Consider the following 16,735-nt stretch of genomic DNA (forward strand, 5'->3'; position numbering starts at 1 on the left):
ATATTAATCTATTAAAAATCAAATATTATGAAAACGAGTAACACCTTTTTAGGAATTGTTGGAGCTGCAGCTGCAGGAGCATTATTAGGAGTATTATTTGCACCGGACAAAGGTTCTGAAACCAGAAAAAAAATTAAAGATAAATCGAAAGATTACGGAGACAACATGAAAACGAAGTTTGACGGAATTGTAAACACAATCAAATCAAACGGAAAAGAAATGATGGACGAAGGTAAATCTAAATTTAATCAGGTTAAAGAAGATTTCAACTCAATTAAAGACGAAGCAAAAACCGTAAAATCAAACTACTAAAATAGAGTGCGATTTTTAAACCCTAAATACCCAATATCATGGAAACAAATGCAACAACAAACGAGAATCTAAATCTTTACGAAAAAGCAGAAAACTATACTAAAACAAGTTTAGAATTACTTAAACTCAAAACAGTATCTTCTGTTGCCGATGTTGTATCAACATTAACCTCAAAGATAGCAGTTGGCGTTGTTGTTGCATTTTTTACTCTTTTCCTGAATATTGGCATAAGTTTATGGGTTGGTAAAGAACTTGGAGAATATTATTATGGCTTTTTTATCATGGCACTGTTTTATTTAATAGTGGCCATCGTGATTCACAAAACGCATCACAAACTCATTAAAACTCCAATTGGCAGTACCATTATTTCAAGTATTCTAAAAGAAACTAAAAACTGATTTAAACCATTAATAACTTAAAAAGACTATCACGATGGAGCCTATTTATACGATTGATCAATTAAATCAGAGAATACAACTATTAGAAAATCGTCAGGATACCGAATGGTGTGCTATAAAAGACGAAATCGACGATATCAAAGAGAATCTAAAACCTATTAACCTGATTAGAAATACGGTCGAAGAAATCAACGAAACAGTTGGTTTTAAAAGCCATATCGCACAATCGGCAATCAGTATTGGAATTGGCTATCTGGCTAAACGATTTATAGTCGGAAAAGGCGATTCTGTTTTCAAAGGAATTTTAGGCTCTATTGTTCAGCTTGTGGTGACCAATCTGGTAGCAAAACCACAACACGAGTCTCAAGATGAAACTGCTACAAATACATCGTCATCATAAGAACCATCCTAAGAGTAATTTGTCTAACTTAAATTTTATATCATGGAAAAGTTAAGCCATATCGTAATAAAAAACAGTGTATACATGTACTCTAATCTCTATAAATGTTTTGAATACACAAGAGTATTTCTAGGTATCTAATTTGTTTATACGTTTCTTTATTTTCAACTAAACGATTAAACGGTTAATACGTTACTATATTTTTTTTTAAAGGAGCTAAGGTTCTAAGCTACTAAGTTACTAAGGTTCTAAGCTTATAATCGAAAAAGAGATTGTCTCACTGGTGTGAGACAATCTCTTTTTTATTTGGTATCTAGCCCTTTAGTTTTAGCAATAAAAAAACCGAACAAATGTTCGGTTTTTTCACATTTCTAAGAAAACCTTAGAAACTTAGTATCTTAGAACCTCAGCATCTAAGAAGTTTACGATTAGTAAACTTCCGAAGCTTCTTTCAATTTCTCCATATTATTTACCAATTGTAACTCGGCAACAATTTTCTGGATATCACCATTCATGATGTTTCCTAGATCGTAAAGTGTTAAACCAACTCTGTGATCTGTTACACGACCCTGAGCGTAGTTGTATGTACGAATCTTAGCCGAACGGTCACCAGAACTTACCTGAGAAGTACGTTTTGTAGCATCTTCAGCTTCTTTCTTAGCCAATTCCATTTCGTACAAACGAGAACGTAAAACCGTTAACGCCTTATCTTTATTTTTATGCTGCGATTTCTGATCCTGACATTGCGCTACCAATCCTGTTGGAATGTGCGTTAAACGTACAGCAGATTTCGTTGTATTTACCGATTGTCCTCCAGGTCCAGACGAACAGAAGAAATCTACACGAACATCGTTCATATCGATCTGTACATCAAACTCTTCTGCTTCTGGCAAAACCATAACTGTAGCAGCCGATGTATGCACACGACCTTGCGTTTCTGTTTGCGGTACACGTTGTACACGGTGTACACCTGCTTCAAATTTCAAAGTTCCATATACATCTTCTCCCGAAACCTCAAAGATAACCTCTTTGAAACCTCCAGAAGTTCCTTCGTTCATATCTACAACAGAAGTTCTCCAACCCATGCTTTCGCAATATTTGGTATACATTCTAAATAAGTCACCTGCAAAAATACTCGCTTCATCTCCACCCGTTCCCGCGCGAATCTCCACCATTACGTTTTTAGCATCTTCAGGATCTTTAGGAATCAACATAAATTTGATTTCCTCCTCTAGTTGAGGCAAGCGTTCTTTTGCTTCGTCAAGCTGCATTTTGGCCATTTCGGTCATATCTGCATCGCTTCCGTCAGCAATAATTTCGTTTGCTTCGTCAATATTTGCTAAAACAAGAATGTATTCTTCTCTCTTTTCAACCAGTGCTTTAATACTTTTGTATTCCTGGTTAAGCTGCACATAACGTTTTTGATCAGCAATAACATCCGGCTGAATAATCAAATCCGAAATCTCATCAAAACGCTGCTTTACATATTGAAGTCTATCTAACATTTTCTAATTCCTTTTATTGGACTGCAAAATTACAAAATTTTTGTGGAAAATTCTAGTGGTTATTTTTTGGGAATTTTGAGGATGAAATTTAGTGAAATTAGGATGGTTTTTAGGAGCTGTTTCCTGCTATTCGCTACAATCTTTTGTGCCTCCCGATAGCTATCGGGGCGGACACAAAAGGATTTTCACTTCTATCAGGGCTAGGACAATCGTTTTTAGAATTTCGTTTACGGTTTTCCGTAATGCATTTAAATTTTAAGACCTTATTTTTAACAAAACAAAAATCAGGTGTTTTTACTTATAAATTAGTTTGAATTAAAAACGATGTTTGTTTTTCTAATTTTTAATTTCTCTTTAAAACGATTATTCAAACAAAACTCATTTAAATAAAATTAAAATCATGACAATTTGTATAAATCCAAAAAAAAATATTAAATGAAACACATAGCGCCTGCATTAAATTCAAAGTCATTTCATTGTCCTCATTGTGGTGTACTAGCTGAACAAACTTGGTCAACTAGAGGTCTAAATGCAAGTTACGTCCAAGCATTAGCAAATGGATCTAGTCAAAATAGTTTCTATGAATTAAAAAATACCTTAACTGCAAAATGTAAACATTGTAATCGATTTTCTTTGTGGCATGAAGAAAAAATGGTTTTTCCTTTAACTGGAAATGTTGAAATGGCTAATTCAGATTTACCCGATGACATTAAAAATGATTATAATGAAGCTAAAAACATTGTAAACATTTCTCCTCGGGGTGCTGCTGCTTTGCTAAGACTTGCTGTCCAAAAATTATGTATACATCTAGGTGAAAAAGGCACAAATATAAATGATGATATAAAGAGTTTAGTAAAAAAAGGATTGCCACAAACGATGCAACAGGCTTTAGATAGCGTTAGGGTTATAGGTAATAATGCCGTTCATCCTGGAAAAATTGACTTGAATGATGATATTCAAATTGCATATGCTTTATTTGGATTTATAAATATTATTTGTGAAATACTAATTAGTCAACCAAAAAAAGTTAAAGATTTTTACGAAACTTACATTCCTGAAAATCTTAGAGTTGAAATTGAAAAACGTGATACATAATTTTAAAAAAAAGTAAGGTGTTATAAATCATTATTATTGATCACAAATCAAATAAAATATGGCAAATATAGCTTGGACAAATTTATTAAACTTACAATCAAAATCATATACTTGTGGACATTGTGCAAATCCTATAGCTGCTCAAACTGGGTTTACAGGTAAAGAATCAAACACTACATCTGCATATATTTACATATGTCATTTTTGCAAAATGCCAACTTTTTTTTATCAAGACATTCAAATACCTGGAGCTCAATTTGGTCATCCAGTTAAACATATTCCGGATGCTAATGTTGAAAAATTATACGAAGAAGCGAGGTCGTGTTTTTCTTACAATGCATTTACTTCATCTGTAATGTGCTGTCGCAAATTGCTCATGAATATCGCTGTAAGTGAAGGTGCCAAAGAAGGAGATTTTTTTGTAAATTATGTTGATTACTTAGAGCAAAACAATTTTATTCCTCCAAAAGGGAAAGCTTGGGTAGAAGCAATTAGAAAAATTGGTAATGAGGCAAATCATAGTATAGAGTTTAAAAGTCAGGAGGAAGCAAGATTAATTCTCACTTTTGTTGAAATGCTTTTGAAATTTATATACGAAATGCCAGGAATGTTAGGAAATCCATAATTCAAAAAATATGAAACAAAAAAAGACATTTAAAGTTTTGAGTATTGATGGAGGCGGAATTAAAGGACTTTATTCAGCTACAATTTTAAATAAAATCGAGAAAGATCTTATAAAGAAAACGAACGATAAAACTGTGCGAATAGTTGACTATTTTGATCTAATTTGCGGAACCTCTACTGGAGGATTAATTGCTTTAGCATTGTCATTAGGCATTTCAACTGATGAAATTTGTAAATTTTACACTAATCATGGTCCGAAAATATTTAGATGGTCAAAAGGAGTTTTTCCAATGCTAAAACAAACCTTATTTTGGGGAAAATTTAATGATAAGAAACTAAAAAAAGCACTAGTCGAAATTCTTAAAGAAAAAAAAATAGGAGATAGCAGATGTTTACTCTGTATTCCAACTTTTGACGTAACACATGGTACGTATGAAATTTTCAAATATGATCATAAAGAAGGTCATTTAAGCAGAGATAATGATTTGCTCATGACTGATGTCGCTCTAGCAACTTCAGCTGCACCGACTTATTTCCCTGTTGCTCAATTGGAAAAACATGATAATAGGCAATATATTGATGGTGGCATTTGGGCAAATAATCCTTCCCTAATTGGTTATACTGAAGCAAAAAAGTATTTTATCGGTGATGGAAAATATAACAACATACAATTATTATCGTTATCAAGCTTAAACATAGGCAATAAATTAAAACCTTTCGCTCGTAAAAGAAGATCATTTATTGGTTGGCGCTCCCGTTTGTTTGATTTAACCTTAGTTGCTCAAAGTGAATTTGTAGACCTTTTTCTTAGTTCTTTACATTCAGAAAGAGCAGACTTAGACTATTATAGGATTAATAGTGCTAAAGTAGAATCTTCACATGTTAAACACATCGAATTAGATAGGGCAAAAAAAAATTCTATAGCTTTAATGAAACAATTTGGCAATGATATGTATCATAACATAAAGCATGATATTAAGCCATTTTTCCAAACAAGAAAAACATATATTACCAAAAATAGATAAATATCAATTTGTCGATTTATATATCTGAAAAATAAACAAAAATAATATGCTATAAACCTATCGCTGTACGAAGTCTCCGCTCTTCAAAGTCTTCCCTTTATCGCGATCGCTGTGCGAAGTTTCCCGACTTCACTTACGGCTTCCCGTAAGGAAATTGAACTTAAAAAGATTATGTTTGAAAAAAAAACATTTAACCCTAAACAAGCAAATAACTAAAACCTCTGAAATGCATAAAATTTGGAAATTAAAAGACTCAAAATCCAATAATCAGATAGTAGTAATAAAGGACAACATCATCTATAAAGGAAATCTAAAAGAAAATGAACTGAATCGTGTCAATTCAGAAACTCAAGATTTTGCGTTTTTAAAAGATTTATTTAGTATTCCATATGCTTACATCAAGCAAATTGAAAATCAAAACGAAAAAAACTATATTAAAATATTCTTCGGAAGGGATTCTGAAGAAATAATTTATATAGATAGTGAAAATATTAAAAATGAAGTTTTTGATTTTATAAAAATCGATAACCCAAATTTTAAATATAGTTCTGAAACTCCAAATTCTATAAGCTATGCAAAAGCACAGCTTTTTGCATTATTATCTATTTCAGCTATTTTTATCTGGTCACTATATTTAGCCATCCAGATTGAAAGCGGTGTACGATATGAACTCGTTGGCGGTGGAAATCCGGGTATTACAGGAATTGTACTTGCAATCGCAAATTTTGGCACAATCAAAATAATAACAGGATATATAATCCTCTTGTCGATCACTATATTTGCCCTGATAAGACGGTTAAAATCAAGAAGTGAAATTAAACTTCTCAAAAGGTAAACAAGCCTTTAAAGTCAGCCCCACGCTGGCGCGAGCGTCCGCTCGTGAACGCAATCTAAATAAAACCAAAGTATTGTATATCTCTTTTTTCTATGAAAAATATCTTTTACCTCATAATTTTTGCAACTTTTAGTAGCTGTAATTTATTTAACAATTACACTCCACAGGATTTAACAAAAAAACCTGAACTAAAAGAACTAATTGGAGAATGGAAGCTTGATTTAGCAAGTTACAATGCAATGATGCACTATGGTTATAAGTGTAATGAGGTTAAATTAACATTATATGAAAATGGAAGTTTTGAAGTCGTGAATTTTCCCAATGTAATGAATAAGGTAACTAAAGAACAATACGCAGATTGCCAATCAATTGATGGAACATGGAGTTTAGAAAAAAGGTTTTCTAAAGAGAAATGGGGCGTACTTTTAAAATTTGACAAATATCAAATTTACGGAGAAAACAACTTGATTATTTTCGAAGTATTAATGGAAAATAAAAAACTAATTTTAAGAAACTCTTTTTTAGATTACAAAGATTTAGATTCAGAGGAAAGATTACAATTTTTTAAGATAGAACATCATGATTCTTCGAAATAATTTCTTCTTCTGGTGGTGCAAATACCCCCGCTCTCCGAAGTGTGCCCATTATCGCGATCGCTGTGCGAAGTCTCCCGACTTCGCACCCATTCCAATGATCTACAAAGAGACGTAAATAATATTTGGAATAAAATATAACAACGGGCGTGAATCTCAGGAAACTTTGCACAGTACAAAGAGATGACACAAACTAATTAAAAATGGATTTAGAAAAATTAAAAAAAAATGTTGGAATAATTTCTGCAATTATATTGTTATCTTCTTTTATGTTTTTTATATTTTTAATTGTTGAAGGACAAATTATTAATAAAGATATTAGATTGAATGGTAAATCATCTATTGGGCGATTTGTTTCGCGCGAAAAAATAAAAAACGGTTATAAAAATTATTTTATCTACGACATAAATGGTGTGAAATTTAAAGGTATTGCAGGCTGGAATGGCTCTGAGGATTTAGATTCAAATATTGGAAAATTTTATAGAATTCGTTATTCTAAAAAATTTAAAGGTAGTTTTGATGCTGACTTTAATCAGGAAGTTACTGATACAACTGATATTATGAATGCTGGATTTACTTTAAATCGAATTCTAGGAAATGATACTATAAAACCAAAAGAACGCTCATTTAAAGAAGAAGTGTTTATAATTATTGGCATTACATCTAATCACTAATTAACCCGTTAGCGCGGATTTGCAATCCCTGCCCGCAACGGTAAAACGCTTTACAAATCATCAAACAAAAGCTACAAAAATCATGTAGCTTTTGTTATATTTACAGAGAGAACAAACCAATCTTTGCAGGCACAGATTGCAAATTTGCGCTAACGGATGGCAAGGCAGAGAACCTATTGAATTTGCAGAATTAGATTATTGGCAGGAAAAGTAAAAGAAACTAACAAATTAAACATGCACGCATTAAATAAAAACAAGAAATCACTAAAAACAAAAATATTTTCAATTTTACTCTTTCACATTGTCCTCAACTTTGCATATTCACAAAAGGATTATACCAATTTTGAAAATTTGAATAAAAAAATAAATGTCAAAGATTTTTTTCTTGTAAATTTTGTAGATAAAGATTCTACCAAATATTTATTACCAGGTGAGAACAATATTTACAAAACGATAAATGCGAAAGAAACATTTTCCAAATATTATGAAACGAGATATGTTTCTATGAAAAACATATCTGTAAGCGAGTTAAATAATCAAATTAATTATACCGATGATGCAGAAAAAATAATTGGAAAAGTATTTTCTCTCAACAGATACACGGAAGATGATACCTCTTATTTCTATAAAAATTTAAGATTTAGTCATTTTCAAATGATGTCAGATACTAATAACTTATTATTAGCTGTTATTTGCTATAATTCAGAAGAAAAAGAAACTAGTTATGAAAAATTATTATCAGAACTTAAACTAAAATTTCATTTTAGTGTAAAAGAAGATGATAGAAAAATAAGTACCCTTTTTCAATTAAAAAACTATTTACTAATAATAAACAAAATAAAAACGTCTTATAATAGTGAAAGTTCACCAATGATGCAAACATTAGATATGAAAACACCTCGCGTTATTGAAAAAACAATAGATCTTGAAGTAATAATGCAGTTCGACACGCTAAATAATGACCAACAAAAATGGATTAATGATTTACAAGAATATTAAAAAAACTGCGATCCGATAGCGCAACATAACTCAATAAAATTAAATGAAACTACTTTCTATTTTCTTTTTTATTTTTCTTTTCAACTTTTCGTATTCACAAACTCTGCTGGCGCGAGCGCCCCGCTCGTGAACGCAATTTAAATCAATTTTAAAAAACTATACGGGCACGAGCTGGACGCTCGCGCTAACAGAAAAAAAATAGACTAAAAAACTAGCTACTTAAAAAAATGAATAAAATTGTATTTAGATTTTGGATAATTAATTTTCTGATAAGCATTTCATTATTTTTTATTTATAGAATTGTGATTTCAGAAACAACGGTAATTGCTGGAAATTTCTTTGTACAATTTTTACAGATTTTAGATTTCATAATAAATCTAGGTTTTTCTGCTGCATATTTTATTGCGATGATTATCTCTTCGTTTGCAATTTTTCTAAATTTAATAGCAAAAATCAGGAATAATTTCTATTGGTCACTTTTAGCCTTTTTAGGAATACCAACATTTTGTGTCCTTTTTATCGTTATTAATCTATTGATCGATACTTACTTACACAATTTAACTATTTTGACAAGGCTTGCCATTTTTTCAATAATTTATCTATTTCTTACTACAATAGAATTTTTATTATTCAGAAAAAGAATCAACAAACTAAAAACTGAATAAACAAAATTATCCTGCTCTGCAAAGAGCCCATAATTTAATCCTGAAAGCTTTCGGGATTGCGCTTCTTCTTTTTATAGCAATGCCTCCTGTTGAAATTTACACAAATCATCCAACAACTCCATTTCATCTTCTGGCAATAACTGCAAGGCAATTTCAAGCAAAGTCATAACATTGACCTTATTGTTTTTTGTAAAACCCGACAAACTTTGCGCGTCAGGATTAAGCAAAATAATACTTGCTTTTAGCAAATCTGAAACCATTAGATTTAATTCGTTATAAGAAGATACTTTTAGCGGTATTGTAAACGAGTTGGTTTCTTTTGGCTCTGGCTTTAGTTTGGTAAAATATCTTCCTTTATTTATTAATTCTAACAATTCTTCGGCTCTTTCTTTATTTTGCGTTTCCATTTTTATATAAGATTTAATTTACAATTTTAAGCAAATATATAAAAAATCAGTAACATACAACCCCTTATTTACATTCACTTAAAAACAATCGATTACTTGTAATTTCATTTCTATGAAAAGAGAAAGAAAAAGTGAAATTCCAGAGGTTGTAAAAGACTTAGGAATCAAGATTAAAGATATAATTGAAGAAAAGAAATTCAAGCGACGAGAGGTTGCTCATGATGCAGAAATGGATGTTGAAAGTCTAAGAAAATATATAAAAGGCTCGCAAGAAATGAAAGTAAGCACTTTGTTTAAAATTGCACAAGCTTTAAAAATTCATCCAAGTGAATTAATTAAGGATTTGTAATGAAAAAGAAATTCTTATTTACAACAATCATTATTCTTTTGGGAATATGTTTTTCCTTAAATTCTTGCAAAGAAAAAGATAAAAACGAAATTAAAATTACAGAAAGCCAGGCTTTAAAAATTGCCAAACGGTACGGCATTTCAGGAGATAATGTAGAGATATTTTTTAAAACCTATAACTACTCAAAAACCAGTTTAGGATATCAAAAAGGAAAAAGAAAATTGTATTACTGGGATGTTTCTAAAAAATGCAATCATTGTCCATTTATACAAATTGATGCGGTCACAGGGAATGTATTTTCTGAGGGTAAATACAATTACGTATATTAAAATATGAAAAATAACATTTAAAATAAAACCCGATAGCCCCCGCTAGCACGAGCGTCTCGCTCGTGCACGCAATCTTCACAAATTGAATACACTCATGAATAATGTACTAATGAAAATAGAAATTAATAAAAAGTATCTGTCAAGTTTAATCGCAAATACTGATCTTCATGCAGGTGGTTTGTTTTTTTGTATAATCTACCAAAATCAACTGGAGTTCTTTAAGAATGGTAAAGTTGAGCTAACAAAAAAGGTCGTTGATGCCTTTCGTCCTATGGATGAGCACGATATTGAACATTTACAAAATTATAAGATTGTTGGAGACTACTCATTTAATGATAGAGGATATTTGGTTTGTAAGTTTGAAGATTTGTTTTGGACATTTACCGGATTGTCTACCGAAAAAGATAGTTCAATTATTCCCTTTAACATTTATGATAGCCGCTTACTAAATAGATGGGGAGAAGTTTATAAACTTGAAGAAATTATTTAGTGACAACCCTGAGCTGGCGCGAGCGTCCCGCTCGTGAACGCAATCTACTTAGGAAGTTTATTTTCTCATTCTATTTCCTTCTAGTTTTGTCATTTCGAGGAACGAGACCCGAGCGTTAGCGAATTGGCGAAGCAAATCGCACTAGAAACTCCGCAAAGAATACTTGCCAATCTTTGTAGACATACGAGTGTGATTTCTCCTTACGTCGAAATGACAAAACTGTGCAGATAGGTAAAAACCAACCCTCATTAAATCAGTATTTTAGTAAGAAATTTATATATTTGGTCGTACCAAAAACAAATTTACTATCTAAAACCACTATTAATGAAAGGACTTATTAAACTCGGCCGTTTATTTTACGGTATTGGCATAATTACTTTGGGAGTGCATCAGCTTATTATCAAAGATTTTCGATCTGAAATTTTATCTCCTTTTCCCGCTTGGGCGCATCAATATCCTGTTTTTTCTATCCTTACCAGCATAGTTTTAATATTGGCAGGAATTATTATTTCGGGAATCATTACAATTAAATTTATCGATACCAAAAAAGTCTGTCTTTATTTGGGTTTTGCTTTTCTTGCCGCTTTTATTGTTTCTCATTTGCCCTTTATTTTCATTTTTAATACCGATAAAACTGCCGCCACGCAAATTTGGATCAATGCTATTGAGGAAATAACTTATAGCGGTGGAGCATTTGTATTGGCTGGTTCTTTTACAGAACAAGAGTCTAACAAAGATCAAAACAAATTCGACGCATTTCTTGAAAAACTTATTCCGGTTGGGCGAATTTTTTATTCGCTTTTAATGCTTTTGTTTGGATTAAGTCATTTTCTTTTTGCCGAGTTTGTGTCTACAATGGTTCCAAAATGGCTGCCAGGAACTATGTTTTGGACTTATTTTGTAGGTGTTGCGCTTATTTGTTCAGGCATTTCGATTATTTTCAAGCTTTGGATAAAACCAATTTCGCTTCTTCTTGCTTTAATGCTTTTACTTTTTGTACTTTTCTTCCATATTCAAGATGCTATTGCAAATCCGACTGTGGGTGGCGGAAATGAAATTGTACGTGCCATTATTGCTTTACTCTTCTGTGGTATTGCATTGGTAATTGCATTAACGAACGATTCTAAAAAAGAGCTTGCAATTAGCTGAACTTATATCCAAATAAATTTATCCAACCAAAAACACGATGCATAAATTCAACTTCAACAATAAAAGATTTGCACTTATTCAAAATTCGGAAAACGGACAAGTAAATACAGAAACCATTTTTAATTATAAACAGGACGACAATCTTGTTACTGCCGATTATTTTGGCGGAACCATAAAATATGGAAAAATTATTGCTGAATTAACCGATGATAAATTAAACATGCTTTATCAATGCTTAACAACGGATAACGAATTGAAAGCTGGAAAAGCATTGGCGCAAATTAAGTTAACAGAAAATGGAAAAATAAAATTGGCTTTGGATTGGGAATGGCTTAATAATGGAAACGAAAAAGGAAAATCGGAATATATAGAAATTGAATAAACAAATTCGTTAAACAATAAAAGTTAAACCATGGAAAACTTTGACTGGACTTCTTTTACAAAAAAAATAGCTGTTAAGTCTAAACTCAGCGACATTTACAATGCATGGACAATTGCGAATGAACTGGAGAAATGGTTTCTCGAAAAAGTGTCTTTTTTTGATGCGAATATGGAACCCATCAGCAAAGACCAAAGTGTTTCAGAAGGCAATACTTATGAATGGCTTTGGTATTTGTATAATGACGCCATGAAAGGGAAAATTATGGCTGCCAACGGAAAAGACCAACTACAATTTACTTTTGAAGGAAACTGTCTGGTAGATATAAAATTGAGTGAAGAAAATGACTATACGATAGTAGAGCTTCATCAGTTTAATATTCCAACAGATGATAATTCGAAACAATACATCAGACTGGGCTGCTCAAACGGCTGGCATTTTTATCTGACGAATCTTAAATCGGTTTACGAGGGCGGACTGGATTTGCGTAATAAAGATGAGAATTTGAATCCTATGATTAATAATTAAGACAAATACATTTTAAAGTGGATTTTGAACAAATAATAGCGGGACGAATTATTTTGGAGTTTTTGGGAGCTTTGGTACGATTTCTTTATTTCAATTCAGGAGCTCTTCTAAACGATAATGATTTTAGAACATTTTCGAGTTTCTGGTCACCAAGCGGAAGTAATCAAAAAAAAGATGATAACAGTAATCGAAATCATATGATTGGAGTTCTTTTTTTAGGAGGTTTCATCATGTTGATGCTTATTTTTAATACTTAATTCAAAAGCATTCAATTAAATTTTTACAATTTCAAAACATAGATTTTATGTCTCAATAATTCCAGTCAATACGCACCACATTTGTGCCCGTAAATAAATTTTACTATTATGTATTACTTACTTTTTTGGCGAAATTACACCGCAACACACTGCCTATTTTTTTCTTCGATTATCTTTAAATCAATTATTTTTTGAGCAACAGTTCCCTTTTCAAATAATCGAATGAATTTGAAAACGGCACTAACAAAATACCCCGGATTTGAAACCAGACGGGCAATTTCTGTTATTCTTTTGTCTCTTAGTTGCGTATAGGCTTCTCTTTGATTTTCGGGAACCAGTACAAATTCATTGGCAAATTTCCATGCTCCCTCCCTTGCGGTTTCCATACTAAAATCAATAAAGAAATTATCTATTTTGCCTGTCAATTTTAGAATCATCGTGAGCGTTGGCCAAATTTTGATTAAGCATTTTTCTACACTTCCTACCAGACTGCTCAATATGGCATTTATCTTGTCGAAATCTGCTTTTAAGTCTCCAATATTTTCTGCTGTACTGACCTGAGCGGCTGCTATCCCAAGATCCAGATTGATGTGTGCATTTATTCCAAGTAGCAAATGCTGCACTACTATTGGCCAGAATTTTTCTGCTTGCTGAAAAGAAAATGCCCAGCTTTCGGATGGTTTTTCCTTGGCTTTATATTGATAATAAGCTTTGATATATCGATTGGCAAAAATAACATCGAGTTTTTCCATTCGTTCCCCATTTTGAAAAGAACCATCCAGGATTCCTTCTTTTATTCTTACCGTAACTTCACGATACAACATAGCAAACAAACCCAGGGCGCTTTGTTCCAGTTTTGATGTCTCGATAATTTCATCCAATATCTGAATTACCTCGTTTATTGTAGTAGCTTCTTTTATCTTCATTGTAATTGGTTTTGGCTAAGCGAATATACTTATTTTGAAGTAATTATCTTATTTTTTCTTATACTTCGAATCTTAAAAAGAAACACTTTTATCACAATGCCAAATACTACAAAAAACTCCCAATCCTAATCTTTCTAAATAAAATAAAAAAACTTAGTGTCGTGCAACCTTAGCAACTTTCTCATAAAATCCTTAATTTCGCCTACTAAATAAGAAGGAGAAAAATGAAGGTCTGTATTGCCGAAAAACCAAGTGTAGCACGAGAAATCGCATCCGTTTTGGGTGCCAATACCAAGCACGATGGGTATTATGAAGGCAATGGTTATGCTGTGACCTATACTTTTGGGCATTTATGCACCTTAAAAGAACCCAACGATTACCGTCCGCACTGGAAAAGCTGGGATTTGAATAATCTGCCTATGCTTCCTGAAAAGTTCGAAACCAAAGTGGTTCAGAATTCGGGAATCCAGAAACAGTTTAAAATCATTAAAAGTCTTTTTGACAAAGCCGAAGTGGTCATCAACTGCGGGGATGCCGGACAAGAAGGAGAACTGATTCAGCGTTGGGTAATGAACGAAGCGCATTACAAAGGCGAAGTGCAGCGTTTATGGATTTCGTCCCTGACTACAGAAGCCATCAAAGAAGGTTTTGAAAACTTAAAACCCTCTGAAAACTACGATAATTTATTTTATGCCGGATTTTCCAGAGCTATTGGCGACTGGTTATTGGGTATGAATGCTACACGTTTATATACGGTAAAACATGGCGGTTACAAGCAGGTTTTGTCTATTGGCCGTGTGCAAACACCAACCCTGGCAATGGTTGTAGATCGTTTTAGAGAGATCGAAAACTTTAAACCTCAACCCTATTGGGAATTACAGACTTTGTACCGGGAAACGCTTTTTAGTTATGAAGAAGGCCGCTTCCTGAAAAAAGAAGACGGAGAAATTCTGGCCGAAAAAGTAAAAGAAAGTGATTTCGAAATTGTTTCGGTCGATAAAAAAAACGGAAACGAATATGCTCCAAAGCTTTTTGACTTAACTGGTTTACAGGTTTATTGCAATCAAAAATTTGGATTTTCGGCAGAAGAAACGCTTAAAATCGCCCAGACTTTATACGAACAAAAAGTAATCACGTATCCCAGAGTTGATACGACTTTTTTACCTAACGATATTTATCCTAAAGTAACCGGAATTCTGCAAAAATTAACCACTTATGCCGAATTAACTCAGCCCATTTTACAGAAAAAAATAAAAAAATCGCCAAAGGTTTTCAACGACAAAAAAGTTACAGATCACCACGCGATTATTCCAACCGGAGTTCAAAACAATCTGGCCTACAATCAGCAGCAGGTTTACGACATTATTACAAAACGTTTTATTGCAGTATTTTATGACGATTGTCTGGTTGCCAATACAACCGTGATTGGAAAAGCAGCGGATGTAACGTTTAAAGCCACGGGAAAAGAAATCCTGAAGAAAGGTTTTCGCATTGTGTTTGAAGATCCAAACGCCAAAGAAAAAGAAGCCGATTTATTGCCGAGTTTTGTTGTGGGCGAAAAAGGGCCGCATGAACCTTCGTTTCTTCAAAAAGAAACCAAACCACCCAATCAGTTTACAGAAGCTACTTTGCTGCGTGCTATGGAGACCGCAGGAAAACAGGTTGACGATGAAGATTTACGCGAACTTATGAAAGAGAACGGAATCGGGCGTCCGTCAACGCGTGCAAATATTATCGAAACGCTTTTTAAACGTCAGTATATTGTTCGAAACAAAAAGCAGGTTTTACCCACCACAACAGGAATTCAGCTTATTGATACGATTCAGAACGAATTGGTAAAATCAGCTGAACTTACAGGAAGCTGGGAAAAACAACTAAAAGATATCGAGAAAGGAACTTTTACTGCTGCAGCTTTCATCAGAAACATGAAACGCATGGTTGAAGCTTTGGTTTTTGAAGTTAGAAGCGAAACTAAACACGCCAATATTTCGCATGCCGCAACGATACAGAAACCTGTTGTAAAAGCAGAAAAAAAGAAAGCCGCAGGAATTTTGGCAGAGACTTGTCCGAAATGTCAAAAAGGAAATCTGATCAAAGGTAAAACAGCTTTTGGATGCAGTGAATACAAATCGGGCTGTGATTTTGTATTACCGAATGTTTTCCAGGAGAAAAAAATCACGGAAAGTCAATATTTAAGATTGGTTCAAAAAGGCTCAACGGTAAATATAAAAGGCTTTAAAACCGAAGCCGGAACGGTTGAAGGTTTAATTCGTTTTGAAGAAAATTACAAGCTTAAACTGGAGCCTAAGAAAACTGAAACGAAGAAAGCAAAGCAACAAGAAGCATCAGATTCTTTAATGTGTCCGAAATGCAAAAAAGGAACTATTCTAAAAGGAAAAACCGCTTATGGCTGCGCTGAATATAAATCGGGTTGTGATTTTAAAGTCACATTTGATGACGTCAGAACCAAACTAAAAGATCAAAAACCAACGAAGGAATTGGTTTACTCTATTTTGAAGGAAAGCGTTTAAGTTTTTTTGCCACGAATTGCACTAATTTGCGCTAATTTTTTCTCGCAGATTTAGCAGATCTAACAGATTTTTATAATGCAGATTACAAAATAAATCTGCCGAATCTGCTAAATCTGCGTGAGACAAAATCTTCTTAATGCTTTAATTTTACTTCGAAATAATTATTCATTGAATTTGCGACAAACTAATCGTTTAGCATATCAATAAAAATTCGTGAATTCGTGGCAACCATTTTTTTCATACTTTAGTAGCACAAAATCAAAAC

Annotated in this window: 21 protein-coding genes; 18 read left to right on the forward strand and 3 right to left on the reverse strand. The window is 32.8% G+C overall.

Annotated features, from left to right (window positions below; genetic code table 11):
• The first annotated feature begins 27 nt into the window (after positions 1-27).
• The 3 genes from OLM51_RS16525 to OLM51_RS16535 are packed head-to-tail and all read left to right on the forward strand — an operon-like array spanning position 28 to position 1,110.
• Positions 28-312 carry a YtxH domain-containing protein gene (locus OLM51_RS16525; protein WP_264551699.1) on the forward strand — a complete coding sequence of 95 codons (285 nt, stop codon included), beginning with the start codon at positions 28-30 and terminating at the stop codon, positions 310-312.
• A gap of 38 nt (positions 313-350) precedes the next feature.
• On the forward strand, positions 351-710 hold the full coding sequence (locus OLM51_RS16530) for a hypothetical protein (RefSeq protein ID WP_264551700.1): 360 nt from the start codon (positions 351-353) through the stop codon (positions 708-710).
• A gap of 34 nt (positions 711-744) precedes the next feature.
• On the forward strand, positions 745-1,110 hold the full coding sequence (locus tag OLM51_RS16535; protein ID WP_264551701.1) for a hypothetical protein: 366 nt from the start codon (positions 745-747) through the stop codon (positions 1,108-1,110).
• Positions 1,111-1,538: 428 nt separating this feature from the next.
• On the opposite strand, the gene prfA is transcribed toward OLM51_RS16535, so the two are convergent.
• The gene (prfA, locus tag OLM51_RS16540; RefSeq protein ID WP_264551702.1) at positions 1,539-2,615 is read right to left on the reverse strand and encodes a peptide chain release factor 1; all 1,077 of its coding nucleotides are present in this window, start codon (positions 2,613-2,615) and stop codon (positions 1,539-1,541) included.
• 435 nt (positions 2,616-3,050) lie between these two features.
• Between prfA and OLM51_RS16545 the strand changes: the two genes are divergently transcribed.
• The 7 genes from OLM51_RS16545 (at position 3,051) to OLM51_RS16575 (ending at position 8,460) form a co-directional block, all read left to right on the forward strand.
• Positions 3,051-3,710, forward strand: coding sequence for a DUF4145 domain-containing protein (locus OLM51_RS16545; protein ID WP_264551703.1), 660 nt, complete (start codon positions 3,051-3,053; stop codon positions 3,708-3,710).
• A gap of 58 nt (positions 3,711-3,768) precedes the next feature.
• On the forward strand, positions 3,769-4,335 hold the full coding sequence (locus OLM51_RS16550) for a DUF4145 domain-containing protein (protein ID WP_264551704.1): 567 nt from the start codon (positions 3,769-3,771) through the stop codon (positions 4,333-4,335).
• A 10-nt stretch (positions 4,336-4,345) separates the two neighbouring features.
• The gene (locus OLM51_RS16555; RefSeq protein ID WP_264551705.1) at positions 4,346-5,359 is read left to right on the forward strand and encodes a CBASS cGAMP-activated phospholipase; all 1,014 of its coding nucleotides are present in this window, start codon (positions 4,346-4,348) and stop codon (positions 5,357-5,359) included.
• A gap of 175 nt (positions 5,360-5,534) precedes the next feature.
• Positions 5,535-6,194 (forward strand): hypothetical protein, encoded by a 660-nt coding sequence (locus OLM51_RS16560; protein ID WP_264551706.1) that lies wholly within the window; start codon positions 5,535-5,537, stop codon positions 6,192-6,194.
• 92 nt (positions 6,195-6,286) lie between these two features.
• On the forward strand, positions 6,287-6,790 hold the full coding sequence (locus OLM51_RS16565; RefSeq protein WP_264551707.1) for a hypothetical protein: 504 nt from the start codon (positions 6,287-6,289) through the stop codon (positions 6,788-6,790).
• Positions 6,791-6,990: 200 nt separating this feature from the next.
• Positions 6,991-7,461: a hypothetical protein gene (locus tag OLM51_RS16570; protein WP_264551708.1), complete on the forward strand. Its 471-nt coding sequence runs from the start codon at positions 6,991-6,993 to the stop codon at positions 7,459-7,461.
• 198 nt (positions 7,462-7,659) lie between these two features.
• A complete protein-coding gene (locus tag OLM51_RS16575; protein ID WP_264551709.1) occupies positions 7,660-8,460 on the forward strand; it encodes a hypothetical protein in 801 nt (266 codons plus the stop codon).
• Positions 8,461-9,196: 736 nt separating this feature from the next.
• Here OLM51_RS16575 and OLM51_RS16580 read toward each other — a convergent pair.
• On the reverse strand, positions 9,197-9,532 hold the full coding sequence (locus tag OLM51_RS16580; RefSeq protein ID WP_264551710.1) for a hypothetical protein: 336 nt from the start codon (positions 9,530-9,532) through the stop codon (positions 9,197-9,199).
• A gap of 112 nt (positions 9,533-9,644) precedes the next feature.
• Here OLM51_RS16580 and OLM51_RS16585 point away from each other — a divergent pair, with 112 nt between their 5' ends.
• The 7 genes from OLM51_RS16585 to OLM51_RS16615 all read left to right on the forward strand — a co-directional run bounded on the left by OLM51_RS16585 (position 9,645) and on the right by OLM51_RS16615 (position 13,013).
• Positions 9,645-9,881: a helix-turn-helix domain-containing protein gene (locus OLM51_RS16585; protein ID WP_111283324.1), complete on the forward strand. Its 237-nt coding sequence runs from the start codon at positions 9,645-9,647 to the stop codon at positions 9,879-9,881.
• Complete coding sequence (locus tag OLM51_RS16590; RefSeq protein ID WP_264551711.1) at positions 9,881-10,210, forward strand: hypothetical protein; 330 nt, start codon at positions 9,881-9,883, stop codon at positions 10,208-10,210. The genes OLM51_RS16585 and OLM51_RS16590 overlap by 1 nt, the downstream gene beginning before the upstream one ends.
• A 109-nt stretch (positions 10,211-10,319) precedes the next feature.
• Positions 10,320-10,700 carry a hypothetical protein gene (locus tag OLM51_RS16595; protein ID WP_264551712.1) on the forward strand — a complete coding sequence of 127 codons (381 nt, stop codon included), beginning with the start codon at positions 10,320-10,322 and terminating at the stop codon, positions 10,698-10,700.
• 324 nt (positions 10,701-11,024) lie between these two features.
• Positions 11,025-11,849 (forward strand): DoxX family membrane protein, encoded by an 825-nt coding sequence (locus tag OLM51_RS16600; protein ID WP_264551713.1) that lies wholly within the window; start codon positions 11,025-11,027, stop codon positions 11,847-11,849.
• 37 nt (positions 11,850-11,886) lie between these two features.
• Entirely contained in the window at positions 11,887-12,231 is a 345-nt protein-coding gene (locus OLM51_RS16605; RefSeq protein ID WP_264551714.1) for a hypothetical protein, read from the forward strand.
• 30 nt (positions 12,232-12,261) lie between these two features.
• Positions 12,262-12,756, forward strand: a complete 495-nt coding sequence (locus OLM51_RS16610) for an SRPBCC family protein (protein ID WP_264551715.1) — start codon at positions 12,262-12,264, stop codon at positions 12,754-12,756.
• A gap of 17 nt (positions 12,757-12,773) precedes the next feature.
• The gene (locus tag OLM51_RS16615; RefSeq protein WP_264551716.1) at positions 12,774-13,013 is read left to right on the forward strand and encodes a hypothetical protein; all 240 of its coding nucleotides are present in this window, start codon (positions 12,774-12,776) and stop codon (positions 13,011-13,013) included.
• Positions 13,014-13,147: 134 nt separating this feature from the next.
• On the opposite strand, the gene OLM51_RS16620 is transcribed toward OLM51_RS16615, so the two are convergent.
• A complete protein-coding gene (locus tag OLM51_RS16620; RefSeq protein ID WP_264551717.1) occupies positions 13,148-13,939 on the reverse strand; it encodes a DUF5995 family protein in 792 nt (263 codons plus the stop codon).
• A 224-nt stretch (positions 13,940-14,163) separates the two neighbouring features.
• On the opposite strand from OLM51_RS16620, the gene OLM51_RS16625 reads away from it, so the two are divergent.
• Positions 14,164-16,470, forward strand: coding sequence for a type IA DNA topoisomerase (locus OLM51_RS16625; protein ID WP_264551718.1), 2,307 nt, complete (start codon positions 14,164-14,166; stop codon positions 16,468-16,470).
• The last annotated feature ends 265 nt before the right edge of the window (positions 16,471-16,735 follow it).

Origin of the sequence: Flavobacterium sp. N2038, assembly GCF_025947185.1 — a bacterium.
Lineage (GTDB): Bacteria > Bacteroidota > Bacteroidia > Flavobacteriales > Flavobacteriaceae > Flavobacterium.